Consider the following 19,760-nt stretch of genomic DNA (forward strand, 5'->3'; position numbering starts at 1 on the left):
CAGCCGGCATTCTCCGTTTCTGATCGGGTCGAAACTGCGCTATTCTGTCGGGCATGAAATGCGTGCGCGCCCTGCGGTTTCTGGCGTTGTCGCTCGCGGCCGTCGCCCTGGTGGCCGGAAGTGTTTCCGCGTCTGCGCCGGGCGGGCGGTGCACCTGTCGTCACCGCGATGGGGGCAAATACGAACTCGGCCAGACTGCGTGCATCCGCATCGGCGACGTCTCCTATCTCGCGCGCTGCGAAATGAACCTCAACGTCACGACCTGGAAGAGATTGCAGGACGGCTGCCCGACGGCGGGGCTCGCCGTGACGATCGTCCCGCCGGCTCCTATCCCCTAAGATGATGTCTTGCCGCGTACATTGCGATGGCGGCGGCATTCGACACGTTCAGCGACTTGATCGCGCCGGGCATGTCGAGCCGTGCGAGCGCCTTGACCGTCTGCCGGGTCTTCTGGCGCAGCCCCTTACCCTCCGAACCGAGCACCAGCGCGATCTTGTCGCCGGCGAATGTGCCTTCGAGCGGCTGCGGCCCCTCCGAATCGAGGCCTATCGTCATGAAGCCGAGTTCGTGGAGCTCCTCGAGGGTGTCGGCGAGATTGGTGATCTGGATATAAGGAATGAGCTCCAGCGCACCCGAGGCCGATTTCGCCAGCACACCTGATTCGGTTGGACTGTGGCGCATCGTCGTGATGAGCGCGCCTGCGTCGAAGGCGACCGCCGAGCGCATGATCGCTCCGACATTGTGGGGATCGGTCACCTGATCGAGAACGAGAATCAAGGGGCAGTCGCGAAGAGCCTCGAGCTTGCGGTGCGGCAGAGGCTGCGTCTCCAGCATCACGCCCTGGTGAATGGCATCGGGCCCGAGCATGCGGTCGAGCTCCTGCGGCGTTACAGTCTCGGCCGGGAAGGGGAGCGCCGCCAGATCGCCGAGCTCCAGGCGCGCGGCGGCGTTCTGCGTTACCGAGAGGCGGATGATGCGGCGTTCCGGATTGTCGAGGGCGGCGCGGACCGTGTGCAGGCCGTAGAGGAGCACCTGGTCCGGGGCAAGCGCCGGCGGCTTCCAGTCGGCGGGCAGCTTTCCGCGCTTGTCCTGGCGCGGAGTCGGAATCTCCCCGCGTTCGCGCCGGGCGTCCCGGTGCGCACGGCGCAGATTTGCATAATGGGTGTCTTTGGCGCTCTTGTCGCCGGTCTTGTCCTTGCTCATGCCGGTCTTATAGTGAGCTTCGCCTCCGGTTGAAACTGATTTCGGAAATCGCCGCTGCGGTCGGCAGTGGAGAAATTCTGAGAATTTGCATTTCGCCGTGTTGACAGGACGAATGCAGGCGGTCATATACCCGGCGCAGATCGCGGGGCGGCGACAAACGACGCCGGTTCTTACGCGATCTCAAATGCTTGGTCGATTGATCCCGACAGAAAAATGGAGGGATGCCCGAGTGGTTAAAGGGGACGGACTGTAAATCCGTTGGCTCAGCCTACGTTGGTTCAAATCCAACTCCCTCCACCATTCTGCTTCAGGATCGAAGGCCCGCGGGTATAGCTCAATGGTAGAGCAGCAGCCTTCCAAGCTGAATACGCGGGTTCGATTCCCGCTACCCGCTCCAGCTTCTTTTTCAAAGTATTAAAAAAATCCGCTGCACTTCAGGTTTTTGCCGCACGCGCTTGTTTACGTTCTATTTTCCGGCCAGAGGCGTCGCGCTTTGGGTACTTCTGCCGCCGCTTGCCGCTGCCTTTCTGAAGAGGCGAGACCTTGCCGTTCCGGCGCACGCAATTAAGTCTTGCGCAAATGCGACGAAACCCTTAAACGGCTCGACAAACCGGCCCCGCCGGCTGATCCATCCGATTTGACCACAGGAAGCGTACCCATGGCAAAGAGCAAATTTGAGCGCAATAAGCCGCACGTCAACATTGGCACGATTGGCCACGTTGACCATGGCAAGACGTCGCTGACGGCAGCGATCACGAAGTATTTCGGCGAGTTCAAGGCGTATGACCAGATCGACGCTGCGCCGGAAGAAAAGGCGCGCGGCATCACCATTTCGACGGCGCACGTCGAATACGAGACGCCGAACCGTCACTATGCGCACGTCGACTGCCCCGGCCACGCCGACTACGTCAAGAACATGATCACCGGTGCGGCGCAGATGGACGGCGCGATCCTGGTTGTTTCGGCCGCTGACGGCCCGATGCCGCAGACGCGCGAGCACATCCTGCTCGCCCGCCAGGTCGGCGTTCCGGCGATCGTGGTGTTCCTGAACAAGGTCGACCAGGTCGACGACGCTGAACTGCTCGAGCTGGTCGAGCTGGAAGTGCGCGAGCTGCTGTCGTCCTACGAATTCCCGGGCGACGACATTCCGATCATCAAGGGTTCGGCTCTGGCTGCGCTTGAAGATTCGGACAAGAAGATCGGCGAAGACGCGATCCGCGAGCTGATGGCTGCGGTCGACGCCTACATCCCGACGCCTGAGCGTCCGATCGACCAGCCGTTCCTGATGCCGATCGAAGACGTGTTCTCGATCTCGGGCCGCGGTACGGTCGTGACCGGTCGCGTCGAGCGCGGCATCGTCAAGGTCGGTGAGGAAATCGAAATCGTCGGCATCCGTCCGACGACGAAGACGACCTGCACGGGCGTTGAAATGTTCCGCAAGCTGCTCGACCAGGGCCAGGCCGGCGACAACATCGGCGCGCTGCTTCGCGGTGTCGACCGCAACGGCGTCGAGCGCGGTCAGATTCTGTGCAAGCCGGGTTCGGTCAAGCCGCACCGCAAGTTCAAGGCCGAAGCCTACATCCTGACGAAGGAAGAGGGTGGCCGTCACACGCCGTTCTTCACCAACTACCGTCCGCAGTTCTACTTCCGCACGACGGACGTGACCGGCATCGTGACGCTTCCGGAAGGCACGGAAATGGTCATGCCGGGCGACAACGTCACGGTTGACGTCGAGCTGATCGTGCCGATCGCGATGGAAGAAAAGCTGCGCTTCGCTATCCGCGAAGGCGGCCGCACCGTCGGCGCAGGCATCGTCGCCTCCATCGTCGAGTAATTCCGGTCGGACCGGACTTCGAACCCCGCGGGCAACCGCGGGGTTTTTCTTTTTGGCCGTCTACCAATCAACGCTTTTGAAGCGGCGGGCGATCTCTTTCGCGTGTGATGTCTGCAACAGTGCTTGCATAGTCCCGCACGCATCGCCCGAATATTACGGGACCTTGCCGCCGGTCCGTGTTACCTTCCGGCCCTGACGATTTGCCGAATGCGACCTACAGCGCCGCGCGTTTTAGGCGCGCAAAGGTCGCTTGAGCGCTTGAATTGCAGCATGTTTGTCCTCAATCGGCTCCGATTGGCGGAAATATGCAGCAGGATCGGAAGCCAATGAAAAGACGTATTCCCACGCGGCTTGCCGCGGCTGGCATCGTTTTGATCTGCGTCGGGAAGTCCCCGCAATTTGCCTCGGCCGCCGATGACCGCCCGCTTATCTGGTCGCCTTCCAAGACCGGAGCCAACTCCTACAAGTTCCGGTTCGGCGTTCGCCGCACGGGCCGGTGGAACACGTCCGCCGGTGCCGAAGTCTCGATGGACGCCACACGCTCTGGCAAGATCAATCCACCCGGCGCGCCGGTCCGCCTCTGGGGAACGGCTTCGCGCGGAAGCGGGCGAGGGGCGGTCACGCGTTCCTCTCAGGTCAGCGTGGACTACAATGCTTTGCGAGGGGCCGGCAACTTCGGCGCCGGTACCGCGCGCAGCTGGATCGTCACGCCCACGCTCGATGCGGAGGTCCACCGGAGCATCGCTATCCAATGCAACGCCTATGAGAGCCGGTGCAGCGAACCGAAGCTCACTCAATCCGCCAAGCTCGTGTCTCCCGCAAGCCGAACGTCGCTCACCGTGCAGAGCCAGGTTTCGCGTGACGGCGTCAGCGGTGTGAGCCGGATTGGGGTGGAACAGAATTTCGGAAATCTGCGCCTCGGCGCGGCCGTCGCCGATCCGTTGCTGGAGCCGCGCAGCGTGGTCGATGTCCGCTATAGTCTGAAGTGGTGAATCGCAGGAACACTCGGCGCCACGCACGATCGATCTTGCGCAAGGGCGCAAAGTACCTAACCTACAGAGCGGCGCATACAGCAAAGTCGCTGCAGCACGTCTTCTTCTGCGTGGGGATATATCATGAAAAAGCGAATTCTGTTTACCGGCGGCTCGGGGAAGGCCGGGCGGCACGCCGTGCCCTACCTCATCGAGGCCGGCTATGAGGTGCACAATGTCGATCTCGTGCCGCTCGACAGCCCCGGCGTCACCAATCTGATCGCCGACATCACCGACAGCGGCCAGATGTTCAATGCGCTGTCGATGCACCGGGACTTCCCCGATCTCGACCAGGGCATGCAGCCCTTCGACGCCGTCGTGCATTTCGCGGCCATTCCGCGCATTCTCATCAAGCCCGACAACGAAACCTTCCGGGTCAACGTGATGGGTACCTACAACGTCATCGAGGCGGCGGTGAAGCTCGGCATCCGAAAGATCATCGTCGCTTCCAGCGAGACGACCTATGGCGTCTGCTTTGCGGAAGGGCACCGGGACTTCCATCACTTTCCCCTCGAAGAGGATTACGACGTCGATCCGATGGATTCCTACGGGCTCTCCAAGGTGGTGAACGAGAAGACGGCGAGGGCCTTCGCCGAGCGCTCCGGCTTCGATATTTACGCTTTGCGCATCGGCAACGTGATCGAGCCGCATGAATATGCGGACTTCCCGCACTATTTCGCCCATCCGGAGATCCGCAAAAGGATCGCCTGGAGCTATATCGATGCCCGTGACCTCGGCCAGATCGTGAAGCTTTGCGTTGAGAAGGATGGTCTCGGCTTCGCGATATTCAACGCCGCGAACGATACGGTATCGGCCAACACGCCTTCGCGCGAACTGGCCAGGCAGTTCTATCCAAATGTTCCCTTCACGCGCGAGATCGGCGAATTCGAAGGGCTGCTTTCCAATCGCAAGATCCGCGAGGTCCTCGGTTTCAAGGAAGAGCACGATTGGCGGAAATATGTACGGCTGAACGAGTAGATCACGATGAGTTGAGGCGCGTGTAGCGGTCGGAATGCCGCTCACGCTTTCCTCGTCCCTCGAGCGGCGTCGCAGCCGCCGTTCGGGCACCCGCGGAGAGGGCGGCTGAAATTTTGTTGATTCTTTTTTCTCTTTTGCTGCGAATGCGCTTGAAAGCGTCCGGCAAACTGAATATTAAGCCGCTGACTTGGGATGCAACCGGTTCGGTTGCGTCGCGGCACCGTAGGGGTATAGCTCAGTTGGTAGAGCGGCGGTCTCCAAAACCGCAGGTCGGGGGTTCGAGCCCCTCTGCCCCTGCCATTCTCCCAATCCTGCCGTGTTGGGATGCGTGGGGAAGGCGGCATTGCCGTCTTTGTATATTCACAAAAAAGGCTGATTGGCTCTTGTGGTTTTCGCAATCGGTCTTTATGTAGGGTCCAAACAGACACGCGGTGCGTGGGGCTGACATGTCGGCTTTACGCGCCGTAATGGCGTGAGCATTATATGGCATCCAAAACAAATCCATTTGCGTTTCTGCAGCAGGTGCGCGCTGAAACGTCGAAAGTGACTTGGCCTTCGCGGCGCGAGACGACGATCTCGACGCTGATGGTTTTCGTCATGGTCTCTTTTGCCGCCGCCTTTTTCTTTGGTGCGGACCAGTTGCTGGGTTGGGTAATGAGCCTGATCCTCAACGTTGGCGCTTGATTGGGTGGAGAGTAGCATGGCTGCGCGCTGGTATATTGTTCACGCCTATTCGAATTTCGAAAAGAAGGTCGCCGAATCGATCGAGGAGAAGGCCAAGCAGAAGGGCCTCACCCATCTCTTCGAAAAGATTCTCGTCCCGACCGAGAAGGTGGTCGAGGTACGTCGCGGGCGCAAAGTCGATGCGGAGCGGAAGTTCTTTCCGGGTTATGTCCTCGTTCGCGCCGATCTGACCGACGAGGCCTATCACCTTATCAAGAACACGCCGAAAGTGACCGGTTTCCTTGGTACGGACAGCAAGCCGGTGCCGATTCCGGATCACGAGGCCGACCGTATTCTCGGTCAGGTGCAGGACGGAGTCGAGCGCCCGAAGCCTTCGGTCTCCTTCGAGATCGGCGAGCAGGTCCGCGTTTCCGACGGCCCGTTCGCATCGTTCAACGGCACCGTTCAGGATGTCGATGAAGAGCGGTCGCGCTTGAAGGTCGAGGTATCGATCTTTGGCCGCGCGACGCCTGTCGAGCTGGAATACGGCCAGGTCGAAAAGGTCTGATAGAGCGTAAGCGAATACGAATGGGCAGGTCGATTTGTCGGCTTGTTCGGCGGAGCGATCCGCATCGCGTGGGAGGTTTCCGACCTTAAGCCGGGTCGGTTCATCCGCACCACGCAACCGCAGCCGCCGATCGATCGATCGGCAAATGGCCGGGTAACCGGCTGATGAGCTCCCTTTTCGGCCTCGCCGCAAAGGAGCAGTGAAAGGCAGAGAGAAATGGCTAAGAAAGTTGCAGGCCAGCTCAAGCTGCAGGTAAAGGCCGGCTCGGCGAATCCGTCGCCGCCGATCGGTCCTGCGCTTGGTCAGCGTGGCATTAACATCATGGAATTCTGCAAGGCGTTCAACGCCGCCACGCAGGAAATGGAAAAGGGTATGCCGATCCCGGTCGTCATCACCTATTACCAGGACAAGTCCTTCACATTCGTCATGAAGCAGCCGCCTGTCAGCTACTTCCTGAAGCGCGAAGCGAAGGTCCAGGCGGGCTCCAAGACCCCGGGCAAGGCCAAGGCCGGCTCGATCTCCAAGGCTCAGATCCGCACGATCGCAGAGGCCAAGATGAAGGACCTCAACGCGGCCGATATCGAAGGCGCAATGGCGATGGTTGAGGGCTCGGCCCGCTCCATGGGCCTGGAAGTGACGGGCTAAGACCATGGCGAAGATTGCAAAGCGTGTACAGAAGTCCCGCGAGGGCATCGATCCGGCGAAGCTCTATGGCCTTACCGAGGCCGTAACGCTGGTCAAGGAGCGTGCGACGGCCAAGTTCGACGAAACGATCGAAGTCGCTATGAACCTCGGCGTCGATCCGCGCCATGCCGACCAGATGGTCCGCGGCGTGGTCAATCTGCCGAACGGCACCGGCCGGTCGGTTCGCGTCGCCGTTTTCGCCCGTGGCGCGAAGGCTGACGAAGCCAAGGCTGCCGGCGCCGACGTCGTCGGTGCGGAAGAGCTCGTCGAAATCGTACAGGGCGGCAAGATCGACTTCGATCGCTGCATCGCGACCCCCGACATGATGCCGCTCGTCGGCCGTCTCGGTAAGGTTCTCGGCCCGCGTGGCATGATGCCGAACCCGAAGGTCGGCACCGTCACCATGGACGTCGCCGGAGCAGTCAAGGCTTCGAAGGGCGGCGCGGTCGAGTTCCGCGTTGAGAAGGCGGGTATCGTTCACGCCGGCATCGGCAAGGCTTCCTTCGATGCCAAGGCGCTCGAAGAGAACATCCGCGCCTTCGCAGATGCCGTGATCAAGGCAAAGCCGACCGGCGCCAAGGGCAACTACGTCAAGCGCGTGGCTGTTTCTTCGACCATGGGCCCCGGCCTCAAGGTCGACCCGGCAACGATCAGCGCTGCCTGATTGACGATTTGACGGGCTTCGGCCCGTAACCAGATTTCCGGCCTTTCGGGGCCGGAAATTCCGGGCCTACCGCCCGGAACTCCTGTCCGAGATTGCGGGTGGTTTTACCTTAATCACCTGGCCCGCATGAGACGGGTAAGATCTGAATTTCATGAAGACGCGGACGCGTCGGAATTCGGTTCGAACCTCGCTTGCCTTGTGTCAGACCCGGCTTTCCGGGAACGCCAAGGGACAGGATCCTCAAGCGTTGCTTGGGATCGAGAATGATCCCGGGTGACAAAGGCAAACCCGGCAGGGCTGCGATGAGCAACCCTGCCAACTGGAGACAGACAGTGGAAAGAGCGGAAAAACGCGAATTCGTCACGGAGCTGAACGAAGTCTTCAAGGCTTCCGGTTCGGTTGTCGTGGCCCACTATGCTGGTGTCACAGTCGCGCAGATGAACGACTTCCGTTCAAAGATGCGCGCTGCTGGCGGCACCGTCAGAGTCGCGAAAAACCGCCTGGCCAAGATCGCTCTTCAGGGCACGGAGTCTGAAGGGATGATCGATCTCTTCAAGGGTCAGACGCTGATCGCTTTCAGCGAAGACCCCGTAACGGCTCCGAAGGTCGTCGTGGATTTCGCCAAGACCAACGACAAGCTCGTTGTTCTGGGCGGCGCCATGGGGGCAACCACGCTCAACGCCGAAGGTGTCAAGTCGCTTGCGACCCTGCCTTCTCTCGACGAGCTGCGCGCGAAGCTGCTGGGCCTTCTCAACGCCCCGGCAACCCGCGTCGCGACGGTTGTCGCAGCACCGGCAAGCCAGCTTGCCCGCGTGTTCTCGGCCTATGCCAAGAAGGACGAAGCCGCCTGAGGCGGAATTTCGCTGTTGTATTTAAAACCAGTTCGAACCGAACAAAAGGAAAAGTAAAATGGCTGATCTCGCAAAGATCGTTGAAGACCTCTCCTCGCTGACCGTCCTGGAAGCTGCTGAGCTTTCCAAGCTTCTCGAAGAAAAGTGGGGCGTTTCCGCCGCTGCTCCGGTAGCCGTTGCTGCTGCCGGTGGTGCTGCTGGCGCTGCTGCTCCGGCTGAAGAAGAAAAGACCGAGTTCGACGTCATCCTGACGGATGCCGGCGCGAACAAGATCAACGTCATCAAGGAAGTCCGCGCCATCACCGGCCTCGGCCTCAAGGAAGCCAAGGACCTCGTCGAAGGCGCTCCGAAGGCTGTCAAGGAAGCCGTTTCCAAGGCGGAAGCTGCTGACCTCAAGAAGAAGCTCGAAGACGCTGGCGCGAAGGTCGACGTCAAGTAATTCGACGAAATGCGAAAGGGAGGTGGCCTTCGTGGCCGCCTCTCTTTGACCGTTTTTAGAACATATTACCCAAAAGCCTGTCGAAAACGGCTTTTGGGTAATGGGTTCTTCAAGAGGATGGTCTCCATCGAAGGACAGCACAGCATTCCGCGCTGGCGTCTTTCGAATGCTGGACGAGATTGAACTACCCATTGATTGACGGGGTCGACTGGCCATCGGTTCCCGTCCGTTGCAGGCCCGGATGCAAGATTGACAAGGAGCGACGATGGCTCAGACCCTTTCGTTTAACGGTCGTAGGCGCGTACGCAAGTTTTTTGGTAAAATTCCCGAAGTCGCGGAGATGCCGAACCTCATCGAGGTTCAGAAGGCGTCTTACGACCAGTTCCTCATGGTCGATGAGCCCCAAGGCGGGCGGCCGGATGAGGGGCTTCAAGCCGTTTTCAAATCGGTATTTCCGATCAAGGATTTTTCGGGCGCTTCGATGCTCGAGTTCGTTTCCTACGAATTCGAGGCGCCGAAGTTCGACGTCGAGGAGTGCCGTCAGCGCGACCTGACCTATGCGGCGCCGCTCAAGGTGACGCTGCGGCTGATCGTGTTCGATATCGACGAGGACACCGGCGCCAAGTCGATCAAGGATATCAAGGAACAGAACGTCTATATGGGCGACATGCCGCTCATGACGGACAACGGTACCTTTATCGTCAACGGCACGGAGCGCGTCATCGTCTCGCAGATGCACCGTTCGCCGGGTGTCTTCTTCGACCATGACAAGGGCAAGAGCCACTCGTCCGGCAAGCTGCTCTTCGCCGCGCGCGTGATCCCCTATCGCGGCTCGTGGCTCGACATCGAATTCGACGCCAAGGACATCGTCCATGCGCGCATCGACCGCCGCCGCAAGATTCCGGTGACCTCGCTGCTGATGGCGCTCGGAATGGACGGCGAGGAAATCCTCGACACCTTCTACACGAAGTCGCTCTACCAGCGCGACGGCGAGGGCTGGCGCGTGCCGTTCCAGCCGGATGCGCTCAAGGGCCAGAAGACACTGTCAGACATGATCGACGCCGATACCGGCGAGGTCGTCGTCGAGAGCGGCAAGAAGCTGACCCCGCGCCTGCTCCGGCAGTTGCAGGAAAAGGGCCTGAAGGCACTCAAGGCGACCGACGACGATCTCTACGGCAACTATCTCGCCGAGGACGTCGTCAACTTCGAGACCGGCGAGATCTATCTCGAGGCCGGTGACGAGATCGACGAGAAGACGCTTCCGGTCATCCTTTCCGCCGGCTTCGATGAGATCCCGGTGCTCGACATCGACCACATCAATATCGGCGCCTATATCCGCAACACGCTTTCGGCCGACAAGAACGAGAACCGTCAGGACGCGCTGTTCGACATCTACCGCGTCATGCGTCCGGGTGAGCCGCCGACCATGGATTCGGCCGAAGCCATGTTCAATGCGCTCTTCTTCGATGCGGAGCGCTACGACCTCTCGGCCGTCGGCCGCGTGAAGATGAACATGCGCCTCGATCTGGACGTTCCGGACACGGTTCGCACGCTGCGCAAGGAAGACATCCTGGCCGTGGTCAAGATGCTCGTGGAGCTGCGTGACGGCAAGGGCGAGATCGACGACATCGACAATCTCGGCAACCGTCGCGTCCGCTCGGTCGGCGAGTTGATGGAGAACCAGTATCGTCTGGGTCTCCTGCGCATGGAACGTGCGATCAAGGAACGCATGTCCTCGATCGAGATCGACACCGTGATGCCGCAGGACCTGATCAACGCGAAGCCGGCTGCCGCGGCCGTTCGCGAATTCTTCGGCTCCTCGCAGCTTTCGCAGTTCATGGACCAGGTGAACCCGCTGTCGGAAATCACCCATAAGCGCCGTCTTTCGGCACTGGGTCCGGGCGGTCTGACCCGCGAGCGCGCCGGCTTCGAAGTGCGCGACGTGCATCCGACGCATTACGGTCGTATCTGCCCGATCGAGACGCCGGAAGGCCCGAACATCGGTCTGATCAACTCGCTTGCGACCTTCGCCCGCGTCAACAAGTACGGCTTCATCGAGAGCCCGTACCGCAAGATCGTGGACGGCAAGGTGACCAACGACGTCGTCTATCTGTCGGCGATGGAAGAAGCCAAGTATCACGTTGCACAGGCAAACTCGGTTCTGGACGACGACGGCTCCTTCTCCGAAGAATTCGTCGTTTGCCGCCACGCCGGCGAAGTCATGCTGGCACCTCGCGACAATATCAACCTGATGGACGTTTCGCCGAAGCAGCTCGTCTCGGTCGCGGCCGCGCTCATTCCGTTCCTCGAGAACGATGACGCCAACCGCGCGCTGATGGGCTCGAACATGCAGCGTCAGGCCGTGCCGCTGCTGCGTGCGGAAGCTCCCTTCGTCGGTACCGGCATGGAGCCGGTCGTCGCGCGTGACTCCGGTGCTGCGATCGCTGCCCGCCGCGGCGGTATCGTCGACCAAGTGGACGCGACTCGTATCGTTATCCGCGCCACCGAAGACCTGGATCCGTCCAAGTCGGGCGTCGATATCTACCGCCTGCAGAAGTTCCAGCGCTCCAACCAGAACACCTGCGTCAACCAGCGCCCGCTCGTCACTGTCGGTGACGTGATCAACAAGGGCGATATCATCGCGGACGGTCCGTCGACCGACCTCGGCGATCTGGCGCTCGGCCGCAACGCGCTCGTCGCGTTCATGCCCTGGAACGGCTACAACTACGAAGACTCGATCCTGCTCTCCGAGCGGATCGTGCGTGACGACGTCTTCACCTCGATCCACATCGAGGAATTCGAAGTGATGGCGCGCGACACCAAGCTTGGTCCGGAAGAAATCACCCGCGACATTCCGAACGTTTCGGAAGAAGCGCTGAAGAACCTGGACGAAGCCGGTATCGTGTACATCGGCGCCGAAGTTCAGCCGGGCGACATCCTCGTCGGCAAGATCACGCCGAAGGGCGAGAGCCCGATGACGCCGGAAGAAAAGCTTCTGCGCGCCATCTTCGGCGAGAAGGCGTCGGACGTTCGCGACACGTCGATGCGCATGCCGCCGGGCACCTTCGGCACGGTCGTAGAAGTGCGCGTCTTCAACCGCCATGGCGTCGAGAAGGACGAGCGCGCGATGGCGATCGAGCGCGAGGAAATCGAGCGTCTTGCGAAGGACCGCGACGACGAACAGGCGATCCTCGACCGCAACGTCTATGCGCGTCTGGTCGATATGCTTCGCGGCCACGTCGCCGTTGCCGGTCCGAAGGGCTTCAAGAAGGGCACCGAGCTCTCCAACGTCGTCATCAGTGAATATCCCCGCTCGCAGTGGTGGATGTTCGCTATCGAGGACGAGAAGGCTCAGGGCGAGATCGAAGCGCTTCGCGCACAGTACGACGAATCCAAGTCGCGCCTTGAACAGCGCTTCATGGACAAGGTCGAGAAGGTTCAGCGCGGCGATGAGATGCCTCCGGGCGTCATGAAGATGGTCAAGGTCTTCGTCGCCGTTAAGCGCAAGATCCAGCCGGGCGACAAGATGGCCGGCCGCCACGGCAACAAGGGTGTCGTGTCGCGGATCGTCCCGATCGAAGACATGCCGTTCCTCGAAGACGGTACGCATGTCGACGTGGTTCTGAACCCGCTGGGCGTGCCGTCGCGCATGAATGTCGGCCAGATCCTCGAGACCCATCTCGGTTGGGCTTGCGCCGGCATGGGCAAGAAGATCGGAGCGATGCTCGATGCATATAAGGCGGGCGCTGACATTCAGCCGCTGCGCGATACCATCGACAGCGTCATCGGATCTGGCCCGAAGGGCGAGCCGATCAAGCAGTACGACGATGAATCGATCGTTCGGCTTGCCGAGCAGACCCGCCGCGGCGTTTCGATCGCGACACCGGTCTTCGACGGTGCTGTCGAAGCGGACGTCAACGAGATGCTGGAGCAGGCTGGCCTGAAGGTAACCGGTCAGTCGACGCTCTATGACGGCCGTACCGGCGAGACTTTCGATCGCCAGGTGACCGTGGGCTACATCTACATGCTGAAGCTCAACCACCTGGTCGACGACAAGATCCACGCCCGTTCGATCGGTCCTTACTCGCTCGTTACCCAGCAGCCGCTGGGCGGCAAGGCGCAGTTCGGCGGTCAGCGCTTCGGCGAAATGGAGGTCTGGGCTCTGGAAGCCTATGGTGCCGCCTACACGCTGCAGGAAATGCTGACGGTCAAGTCGGACGACGTGGCCGGCCGCACCAAGGTCTACGAGGCGATCGTCCGCGGCGACGATACCTTCGAAGCGGGTATTCCGGAGAGCTTCAACGTTCTCGTCAAGGAAATGCGCTCGCTGGGCCTTTCGGTCGAGCTGGAGAATTCCAAGGTCGATGACGTCGGTAGCACGGCGCAACTGCCGGACGCGGCGGAGTAAGAGTCATCAGGTGCGTGCCGCTAAGCGGCGCGCACCGTTTCCGCCGTCGGGCACCTGATTGTCCGCGGCAGGAAAAGGGCCGCACCCGATGCGGTTTTAGCTGTTTATGGGGCAGGGGCCGGCGCCCGGGATTGCCGGCACCCTCGCCAAGCTCAGGGCTTAAATGCCCGCAAAGGAGACAGGCATGAACCAAGAGGTCATGAATCTTTTCAATCCGCAGGTGCCTGCACAGACCTTCGATTCCATCCGGATTTCGATAGCGTCCCCGGAGAAGATTCTTTCCTGGTCTTACGGTGAGATCAAGAAGCCGGAGACGATTAACTACCGTACCTTCAAGCCGGAACGCGACGGTCTTTTCTGCGCCCGCATCTTTGGTCCGATCAAGGACTACGAGTGCCTGTGCGGCAAGTACAAGCGCATGAAGTACAAGGGCATCATCTGCGAAAAGTGCGGCGTCGAAGTCACGCTGTCGCGCGTTCGCCGCGAGCGCATGGGCCATATCGAGCTCGCCGCGCCGGTTGCTCACATCTGGTTCCTGAAGTCGCTGCCGAGCCGCATCGCAACGCTGCTCGACATGACGCTCAAGGATATCGAACGCGTTCTCTATTTCGAGAACTACATCGTCACCGAGCCGGGTCTGACGTCGCTCAAGGAAAATCAGCTCCTGAGCGAAGAAGAATACATGATCGCGGTCGACGAGTTCGGTGAGGACCAGTTCACCGCAATGATCGGCGCCGAAGCGATCTACGAGATGCTCGCATCGATGAATCTCGAGAAGATCGCGGGTGATCTGCGTTCGGAGATGGCCGAGACGACGTCCGATCTGAAGCAGAAGAAGCTGATGAAGCGGCTGAAGATCGTCGAGAACTTCATGGAATCCGGCAATCGTCCGGAATGGATGATCATGAAGGTGGTTCCGGTGATCCCGCCGGACCTGCGTCCGCTCGTGCCGCTTGACGGCGGCCGGTTCGCGACGTCGGACCTCAACGATCTCTATCGCCGCGTCATCAACCGCAACAACCGCCTGAAGCGGCTGATCGAGCTGCGTGCGCCGGGCATCATCATCCGCAACGAAAAGCGGATGCTGCAGGAATCCGTGGACGCGCTGTTCGACAACGGCCGCCGCGGCCGCGTCATCACGGGTGCGAACAAGCGTCCGCTGAAGTCGCTCTCCGACATGCTCAAGGGCAAGCAGGGCCGCTTCCGTCAGAACCTGCTCGGCAAGCGCGTCGACTATTCCGGCCGTTCGGTCATCGTGACCGGTCCGGAACTCAAGCTGCACCAGTGCGGCCTGCCGAAGAAGATGGCGCTCGAGCTCTTCAAGCCGTTCATCTACGCCCGCCTCGACGCCAAGGGTTACTCCTCGACCGTCAAGCAGGCGAAGAAGTTGGTCGAGAAGGAAAAGCCGGAAGTCTGGGATATCCTCGACGAGGTCATCCGCGAGCACCCGGTCCTTCTAAACCGCGCGCCGACCCTGCACCGCCTGGGCATCCAGGCCTTCGAGCCGATCCTGGTCGAAGGCAAGGCGATCCAGCTGCACCCGCTCGTCTGCACGGCCTTCAACGCCGACTTCGACGGCGACCAGATGGCCGTTCACGTGCCGCTGTCGCTCGAAGCACAGCTCGAAGCACGCGTGCTGATGATGTCGACGAACAACATCCTGCATCCGGCAAACGGTGCCCCGATCATCGTGCCGTCGCAGGACATGGTTCTCGGCCTCTATTATCTGTCGATCATGAACCAGAACGAGCCGGGCGAAGGCATGGCCTTCTCGGACATGGGCGAATTGCACCATGCGCTGGAGACCAAGGCCGTCACCCTGCACGCCAAGATCCGTGGCCGTTACAAGACCGTCGATGCCGAGGGCAACCCGGTTTCGAAGATCTATGAAACAACGCCTGGCCGCATGATCATCGGCGAACTCCTGCCGAAGAACCCGAACGTCCCCTTCGAAATCTGCAACCAGGAAATGACCAAGAAGAACATCTCCAAGATGATCGACACGGTCTATCGCCATTGCGGTCAGAAGGACACGGTCATCTTCTGCGACCGGATCATGCAGCTCGGCTTCTCGCATGCCTGCCGCGCCGGCATTTCGTTCGGCAAGGACGACATGGTCATTCCGGACACGAAGGTGAAGATCGTCGGCGACACCGAAGCGCTCGTGAAGGAATACGAGCAGCAGTACAATGACGGCCTCATCACCCAGGGCGAAAAGTACAACAAGGTCGTCGACGCCTGGGGCAAGGCGACCGAGAAGGTCGCCGAAGAGATGATGGCGCGCATCAAGGCCGTCGAGTTCGACGACAGCGGCCGCCAGAAGCCGATGAACTCGATCTACATGATGTCGCACTCGGGCGCCCGCGGTTCGCCGAACCAGATGCGTCAGCTTGGCGGCATGCGCGGCCTCATGGCAAAGCCCTCGGGCGAGATCATCGAAACGCCGATCATCTCGAACTTCAAGGAAGGCCTGACCGTGAACGAGTACTTCAACTCGACGCACGGTGCCCGTAAGGGTCTCGCCGACACCGCCTTGAAGACTGCGAACTCCGGTTACCTGACCCGTCGTCTCGTCGACGTGGCACAGGACTGCATCGTCACGCATACGGATTGCGGCACCGACAAGGGCCTCACCATGACTGCGATCGTCGATGCCGGTCAGGTCGTGGCCTCGATCGGCCAGCGTATCCTCGGCCGTACGGCGCTCGACAACATCGACAACCCGGTCACCGGTGAACGCATCGTCGATGCCGGCAAGATGATTCTCGAGCCGGACGTCGTCGCGATCGAAAAGGCCGGTATCCAGTCCGTCCGCATTCGTTCGGCACTGACCTGCGAGATCCAGACCGGCGTCTGCGGCGTTTGCTACGGCCGGGACCTCGCTCGCGGTACGCCTGTCAACATGGGCGAAGCCGTCGGCGTCATCGCGGCTCAGTCGATCGGCGAGCCGGGCACGCAGCTGACCATGCGTACGTTCCACCTTGGTGGGACGGCAACGGTGGTCGACCAGTCGTTCCTGGAAGCCTCTTATGAGGGCACGGTTCAGATCAAGAACCGCAACATGCTGCGCAACTCCGATGGCGTACTCGTCGCCATGGGCCGCAACATGGCGATCCAGATCCTCGACGAACGCGGTGTCGAGCGCTCCTCGCAGCGCGTTGCCTACGGTTCGAAGATCTTCGTCGACGATGGCGACAAGGTGAAGCGCGGACAGCGTTTCGCCGAGTGGGATCCCTACACCCGTCCGATGATGACGGAAGTGGAAGGTACCGTTCACTTCGAAGACGTGGTCGACGGCATCTCGGTTCTGGAATCGACCGACGAGTCGACCGGCATCACCAAGCGCCAGGTTATCGACTGGCGTTCGACGCCACGCGGTACCGACCTGAAGCCGGCGATCGTCATCAAGGACAAGAATGGCAACATCGCCAAGCTTGCCCGCGGCGGCGAAGCCCGCTTCATGCTCTCGGTCGACGCGATCCTTTCGGTCGAGCCGGGACAAAAGGTCAGCCAGGGCGACGTTCTTGCCCGTTCGCCGCTCGAAAGCGCCAAGACCAAGGACATCACCGGTGGTCTGCCGCGTGTTGCCGAACTGTTCGAGGCACGTCGTCCGAAGGATCACGCCATCATCGCGGAGATCGATGGAACGATCCGTTTCGGCCGCGATTACAAGAACAAGCGTCGCGTGATGATCGAGCCGGCGGAAGACGGTGTCGAACCGGTCGAATACCTGATCCCGAAGGGCAAGCCCTTCCATCTTCAGGATGGCGACTACATCGAGAAGGGCGACTACATCCTCGACGGCAATCCGGCACCGCACGACATCCTGGCGATCAAGGGCGTGGAAGCACTTGCTTCCTATCTCGTGAACGAGATCCAGGAAGTCTACCGACTGCAGGGCGTTGTCATCAACGACAAGCACATCGAGGTGATCGTCCGGCAGATGCTTCAGAAGGTCGAAATCACCGACGCCGGTGACTCGACCTATATCGTCGGCGACAACGTCGACCGCATCGAGCTCGAGGACGTCAACGACTCTCTGCTGGCCGAAGGCAAGAAGCCCGCCTTTGGCGAGCCGGTGCTGCTGGGTATCACCAAGGCATCGCTGCAGACGCCGTCCTTCATCTCGGCCGCTTCGTTCCAGGAGACCACCAAGGTCCTCACCGAAGCTGCGGTCGCAGGCAAGACGGACAATCTGCAGGGTCTGAAGGAGAACGTCATTGTCGGCCGTCTCATCCCGGCCGGTACGGGCGGCACGATGACGCAGATCCGCCGCATCGCTACGGCCCGCGACGAGTTGATCCTCGAAGAGCGCCGCAAGGGCACCGGTGCGGAAAGCGCCACGCCGATGCTCGCCGACATGGCAAACGATCCCGCCGCGGCGGAATAAGCGAAAAGGGGAGGGTATCTGCCCTCCCTGGCGAAACGATAAAGCCGCCCGGAGCGATCCGGGCGGCTTTTTCAGGTCGATGTGTTTGGCGTCGATGCGGCTCCAGATGCCGCCGGATCTCTCAACCGAAGCGAATGATGGCGACTTCGCCCTCGAGGGCGCCTTGATAGGCGGAAGCGTGCGGCTCCTCGTCCGGTATGCCGTCCAAGGTGCCGATCTGGTCGAGATCGGCTTCAAGGAAGCCTTCCTCGGCGAGTGCGTTCAGCGCCTCGCGCACGGCCGTATCGTCATCGGGCGCCCGCAGCATCACATGGATGTCGACGCCCTCGGCATCGCCGTCGGTCTCGTAGGCCTTGCCGATAACGATGAAGATCAGCGGTTCGTCGGGTGCGTTGTCGTTATCCGGTGTGACAGACATGGAAACATCCTCTTTGAAGAATAGTAACGGGCGATCGCGTTTCTTGTAAGTCGAAAGAGGCCGAAACCGTCGCGATCGATTCTCAAGCGTTGAGACGCGGGATGCGGGGAAACCGGATACACTTTGCCTCATCCTGCTCTACTGCATATTGCGCCAGACCGAAACCCGTTCCACGAATCGTACGATGGCCCGAAACATTTTTGGTCAGGGATGACGTCGAGGCAGGATATCGGGCAGGGGCGACTCGCGGTCGTGGAAAACGACAGAAAGAGGTTGCTGATTCCTTAAGCGGGGACGACTATGCGACGACACGGGCCGGCATTCGGCCGGACCTAGGGCACGGCAAGCGCGCAAAGCCTTGTTTCTCGGGCATATCAGGGCTGCAACGCCCAGATATTTCTTAATTGCCCTTGACGGATCGCCCCGAAATCAGTACACCCCGCCGCATCAGAGCCCATGTGAGGCTGGCTGGTTCGGAACGACGCGTTCTGGAGTTCGCCTCAAACAAGGTTCAAAACGCACGCTGACGACATAATGCTGCACGCAAGACGCGCGAAATAGTGCGTCCTCTGCTTTTTGTGGGGCCATCTGCGAAAAAGCGGATCGGCCCTCGTTTTGCGCATTTCATAGGCGTTCGTTGTTGCCGGCGACGGCAAGCGATCCGCCCGAAAGGGTAACGAGACAAGTTTTTGTAAGGGATGGTTAGATGCCTACCGTAAACCAGCTGATCCGCAAGCCGCGTCAGGCACAGGTAAAGCGCAACAAGGTTCCTGCACTGCAGGAGAACCCGCAGAAGCGCGGCGTTTGCACCCGCGTCTACACGACGACCCCGAAGAAGCCGAACTCGGCTCTCCGTAAGGTCGCCAAGATCCGCCTGACGAATGGCTTCGAAGTGATCGGCTACATTCCGGGTGAAGGCCACAACCTTCAGGAGCACTCCGTGGTCATGATCCGCGGCGGCCGCGTGAAGGACCTTCCGGGTGTTCGTTACCACATCATCCGCGGCGTTCTCGATACGCAGGGTGTGAAGAACCGTAAGCAGCGCCGCTCGAAGTACGGCGCGAAGCGTCCGAAATAACATCGCAACCGGCGCCATTTCGCTGGTCATAAGATTTAAAGTTGAGAGACGAGAAGTATGTCCCGACGTCACAGAGCAGAAAAGCGTGAGATCAACCCGGATCCGAAGTTCGGTGATCTGGTCGTCACGAAGTTCATGAACGCAATCATGCTGCACGGCAAGAAGTCCGTTGCGGAAAGCATCGTCTACGGTGCGTTCGATGCGGTCCAGTCGAAGCTGAAGCAGGAGCCGGTCGCCGTGTTCCACTCCGCGCTCGACAACATCGCTCCGCATGTCGAAGTGCGTTCGCGCCGCGTCGGTGGTGCTACCTACCAGGTTCCGGTCGACGTTCGTCCGGAGCGCCGTCAGGCTCTCGCTATCCGCTGGCTGATCGCAGCTGCCCGTAAGCGCAATGAAACGACCATGGTCGATCGCCTGTGCGGCGAACTCATGGACGCGGCGAACAATCGCGGCAGCGCAGTGAAGAAGCGCGAAGACACCCACAAGATGGCTGATGCCAACCGTGCGTTCTCGCACTACCGCTGGTAATCAGAACAGGTTCCGAAAGGCAG

At 60.6% G+C, this 19,760-nt stretch carries 16 protein-coding genes and 3 tRNA genes; 17 read left to right on the forward strand and 2 right to left on the reverse strand.

Features of this window, described 5'->3' with window-relative positions:
* Nucleotides 1-53 precede the first annotated feature (53 nt).
* Nucleotides 54-338, forward strand: a complete 285-nt coding sequence (locus AC5J09_RS18835; protein WP_100672240.1) for a hypothetical protein — start codon at nucleotides 54-56, stop codon at nucleotides 336-338.
* Here the strand turns inward: AC5J09_RS18835 and AC5J09_RS18840 are convergent.
* The gene (locus tag AC5J09_RS18840) at nucleotides 328-1,203 is read right to left on the reverse strand and encodes a TrmH family RNA methyltransferase (RefSeq protein ID WP_494298213.1); all 876 of its coding nucleotides are present in this window, start codon (nucleotides 1,201-1,203) and stop codon (nucleotides 328-330) included. The genes AC5J09_RS18835 and AC5J09_RS18840 overlap by 11 nt on opposite strands.
* A gap of 215 nt (nucleotides 1,204-1,418) precedes the next feature.
* Between AC5J09_RS18840 and AC5J09_RS18845 the strand changes: the two genes are divergently transcribed.
* From AC5J09_RS18845 to rpoC, 14 genes are all read left to right on the forward strand, one after another.
* A tRNA-Tyr gene (locus AC5J09_RS18845) sits at nucleotides 1,419-1,503 on the forward strand.
* Between the two features lie 23 nt (nucleotides 1,504-1,526).
* Nucleotides 1,527-1,600, forward strand: a tRNA-Gly gene (locus AC5J09_RS18850).
* A gap of 261 nt (nucleotides 1,601-1,861) precedes the next feature.
* Entirely contained in the window at nucleotides 1,862-3,037 is a 1,176-nt protein-coding gene (gene tuf, locus AC5J09_RS18855; RefSeq protein ID WP_100672242.1) for an elongation factor Tu, read from the forward strand.
* 326 nt (nucleotides 3,038-3,363) lie between these two features.
* Nucleotides 3,364-4,029 (forward strand): hypothetical protein, encoded by a 666-nt coding sequence (locus AC5J09_RS18860; RefSeq protein ID WP_379942270.1) that lies wholly within the window; start codon nucleotides 3,364-3,366, stop codon nucleotides 4,027-4,029.
* 123 nt (nucleotides 4,030-4,152) lie between these two features.
* Entirely contained in the window at nucleotides 4,153-5,046 is an 894-nt protein-coding gene (locus tag AC5J09_RS18865) for an NAD-dependent epimerase/dehydratase family protein (RefSeq protein WP_494298214.1), read from the forward strand.
* 224 nt (nucleotides 5,047-5,270) lie between these two features.
* Nucleotides 5,271-5,346: transfer RNA gene (locus tag AC5J09_RS18870), tRNA-Trp, on the forward strand.
* A gap of 183 nt (nucleotides 5,347-5,529) precedes the next feature.
* Nucleotides 5,530-5,730, forward strand: a complete 201-nt coding sequence (gene secE, locus AC5J09_RS18875; protein WP_003536180.1) for a preprotein translocase subunit SecE — start codon at nucleotides 5,530-5,532, stop codon at nucleotides 5,728-5,730.
* 16 nt (nucleotides 5,731-5,746) lie between these two features.
* Complete coding sequence (gene nusG / locus AC5J09_RS18880) at nucleotides 5,747-6,277, forward strand: transcription termination/antitermination protein NusG (RefSeq protein WP_003536182.1); 531 nt, start codon at nucleotides 5,747-5,749, stop codon at nucleotides 6,275-6,277.
* A 216-nt stretch (nucleotides 6,278-6,493) separates the two neighbouring features.
* Entirely contained in the window at nucleotides 6,494-6,922 is a 429-nt protein-coding gene (gene rplK / locus AC5J09_RS18885; protein ID WP_018099703.1) for a 50S ribosomal protein L11, read from the forward strand.
* 4 nt (nucleotides 6,923-6,926) lie between these two features.
* Nucleotides 6,927-7,625 carry a 50S ribosomal protein L1 gene (gene rplA, locus AC5J09_RS18890; RefSeq protein ID WP_018099704.1) on the forward strand — a complete coding sequence of 233 codons (699 nt, stop codon included), beginning with the start codon at nucleotides 6,927-6,929 and terminating at the stop codon, nucleotides 7,623-7,625.
* A gap of 332 nt (nucleotides 7,626-7,957) precedes the next feature.
* Nucleotides 7,958-8,476 (forward strand): 50S ribosomal protein L10, encoded by a 519-nt coding sequence (gene rplJ / locus AC5J09_RS18895; protein WP_026169172.1) that lies wholly within the window; start codon nucleotides 7,958-7,960, stop codon nucleotides 8,474-8,476.
* A 58-nt stretch (nucleotides 8,477-8,534) separates the two neighbouring features.
* Complete coding sequence (rplL, locus tag AC5J09_RS18900) at nucleotides 8,535-8,915, forward strand: 50S ribosomal protein L7/L12 (RefSeq protein ID WP_014328058.1); 381 nt, start codon at nucleotides 8,535-8,537, stop codon at nucleotides 8,913-8,915.
* A 265-nt stretch (nucleotides 8,916-9,180) separates the two neighbouring features.
* Nucleotides 9,181-13,323 carry a DNA-directed RNA polymerase subunit beta gene (gene rpoB, locus AC5J09_RS18905; protein WP_018099706.1) on the forward strand — a complete coding sequence of 1,381 codons (4,143 nt, stop codon included), beginning with the start codon at nucleotides 9,181-9,183 and terminating at the stop codon, nucleotides 13,321-13,323.
* Nucleotides 13,324-13,507: 184 nt separating this feature from the next.
* Entirely contained in the window at nucleotides 13,508-17,713 is a 4,206-nt protein-coding gene (rpoC, locus tag AC5J09_RS18910; protein ID WP_018099707.1) for a DNA-directed RNA polymerase subunit beta', read from the forward strand.
* A 121-nt stretch (nucleotides 17,714-17,834) separates the two neighbouring features.
* On the opposite strand, the gene AC5J09_RS18915 is transcribed toward rpoC, so the two are convergent.
* Complete coding sequence (locus AC5J09_RS18915; RefSeq protein ID WP_010969192.1) at nucleotides 17,835-18,131, reverse strand: hypothetical protein; 297 nt, start codon at nucleotides 18,129-18,131, stop codon at nucleotides 17,835-17,837.
* Between the two features lie 706 nt (nucleotides 18,132-18,837).
* Here AC5J09_RS18915 and rpsL point away from each other — a divergent pair.
* Nucleotides 18,838-19,209, forward strand: coding sequence for a 30S ribosomal protein S12 (gene rpsL, locus AC5J09_RS18920; protein ID WP_003507760.1), 372 nt, complete (start codon nucleotides 18,838-18,840; stop codon nucleotides 19,207-19,209).
* A 57-nt stretch (nucleotides 19,210-19,266) separates the two neighbouring features.
* Nucleotides 19,267-19,737 carry a 30S ribosomal protein S7 gene (rpsG, locus tag AC5J09_RS18925; protein WP_003536198.1) on the forward strand — a complete coding sequence of 157 codons (471 nt, stop codon included), beginning with the start codon at nucleotides 19,267-19,269 and terminating at the stop codon, nucleotides 19,735-19,737.
* The last annotated feature ends 23 nt before the right edge of the window (nucleotides 19,738-19,760 follow it).

This window comes from Sinorhizobium sp. (assembly GCF_059070375.1).

What these genes read in the sequence shown, in the direction of transcription:
- rpoB (WP_018099706.1), top strand. Translation starts at nt 9,181, where the DNA reads ATGGCTCAGACCCTTTCGTTTAACGGTCGTAGGCGCGTACGCAAGTTT.
- AC5J09_RS18915 (WP_010969192.1), bottom strand. Translation starts at nt 18,131, where the DNA reads ATGTCTGTCACACCGGATAACGACAACGCACCCGACGAACCGCTGATC.
- AC5J09_RS18840 (WP_494298213.1), bottom strand. Translation starts at nt 1,203, where the DNA reads ATGAGCAAGGACAAGACCGGCGACAAGAGCGCCAAAGACACCCATTAT.
- rpsL (WP_003507760.1), top strand. Translation starts at nt 18,838, where the DNA reads ATGCCTACCGTAAACCAGCTGATCCGCAAGCCGCGTCAGGCACAGGTA.
- nusG (WP_003536182.1), top strand. Translation starts at nt 5,747, where the DNA reads ATGGCTGCGCGCTGGTATATTGTTCACGCCTATTCGAATTTCGAAAAG.
- rpoC (WP_018099707.1), top strand. Translation starts at nt 13,508, where the DNA reads ATGAACCAAGAGGTCATGAATCTTTTCAATCCGCAGGTGCCTGCACAG.
- tuf (WP_100672242.1), top strand. Translation starts at nt 1,862, where the DNA reads ATGGCAAAGAGCAAATTTGAGCGCAATAAGCCGCACGTCAACATTGGC.
- rplK (WP_018099703.1), top strand. Translation starts at nt 6,494, where the DNA reads ATGGCTAAGAAAGTTGCAGGCCAGCTCAAGCTGCAGGTAAAGGCCGGC.
- secE (WP_003536180.1), top strand. Translation starts at nt 5,530, where the DNA reads ATGGCATCCAAAACAAATCCATTTGCGTTTCTGCAGCAGGTGCGCGCT.
- AC5J09_RS18860 (WP_379942270.1), top strand. Translation starts at nt 3,364, where the DNA reads ATGAAAAGACGTATTCCCACGCGGCTTGCCGCGGCTGGCATCGTTTTG.
- rplL (WP_014328058.1), top strand. Translation starts at nt 8,535, where the DNA reads ATGGCTGATCTCGCAAAGATCGTTGAAGACCTCTCCTCGCTGACCGTC.
- rpsG (WP_003536198.1), top strand. Translation starts at nt 19,267, where the DNA reads ATGTCCCGACGTCACAGAGCAGAAAAGCGTGAGATCAACCCGGATCCG.
- AC5J09_RS18835 (WP_100672240.1), top strand. Translation starts at nt 54, where the DNA reads ATGAAATGCGTGCGCGCCCTGCGGTTTCTGGCGTTGTCGCTCGCGGCC.
- rplA (WP_018099704.1), top strand. Translation starts at nt 6,927, where the DNA reads ATGGCGAAGATTGCAAAGCGTGTACAGAAGTCCCGCGAGGGCATCGAT.
- AC5J09_RS18865 (WP_494298214.1), top strand. Translation starts at nt 4,153, where the DNA reads ATGAAAAAGCGAATTCTGTTTACCGGCGGCTCGGGGAAGGCCGGGCGG.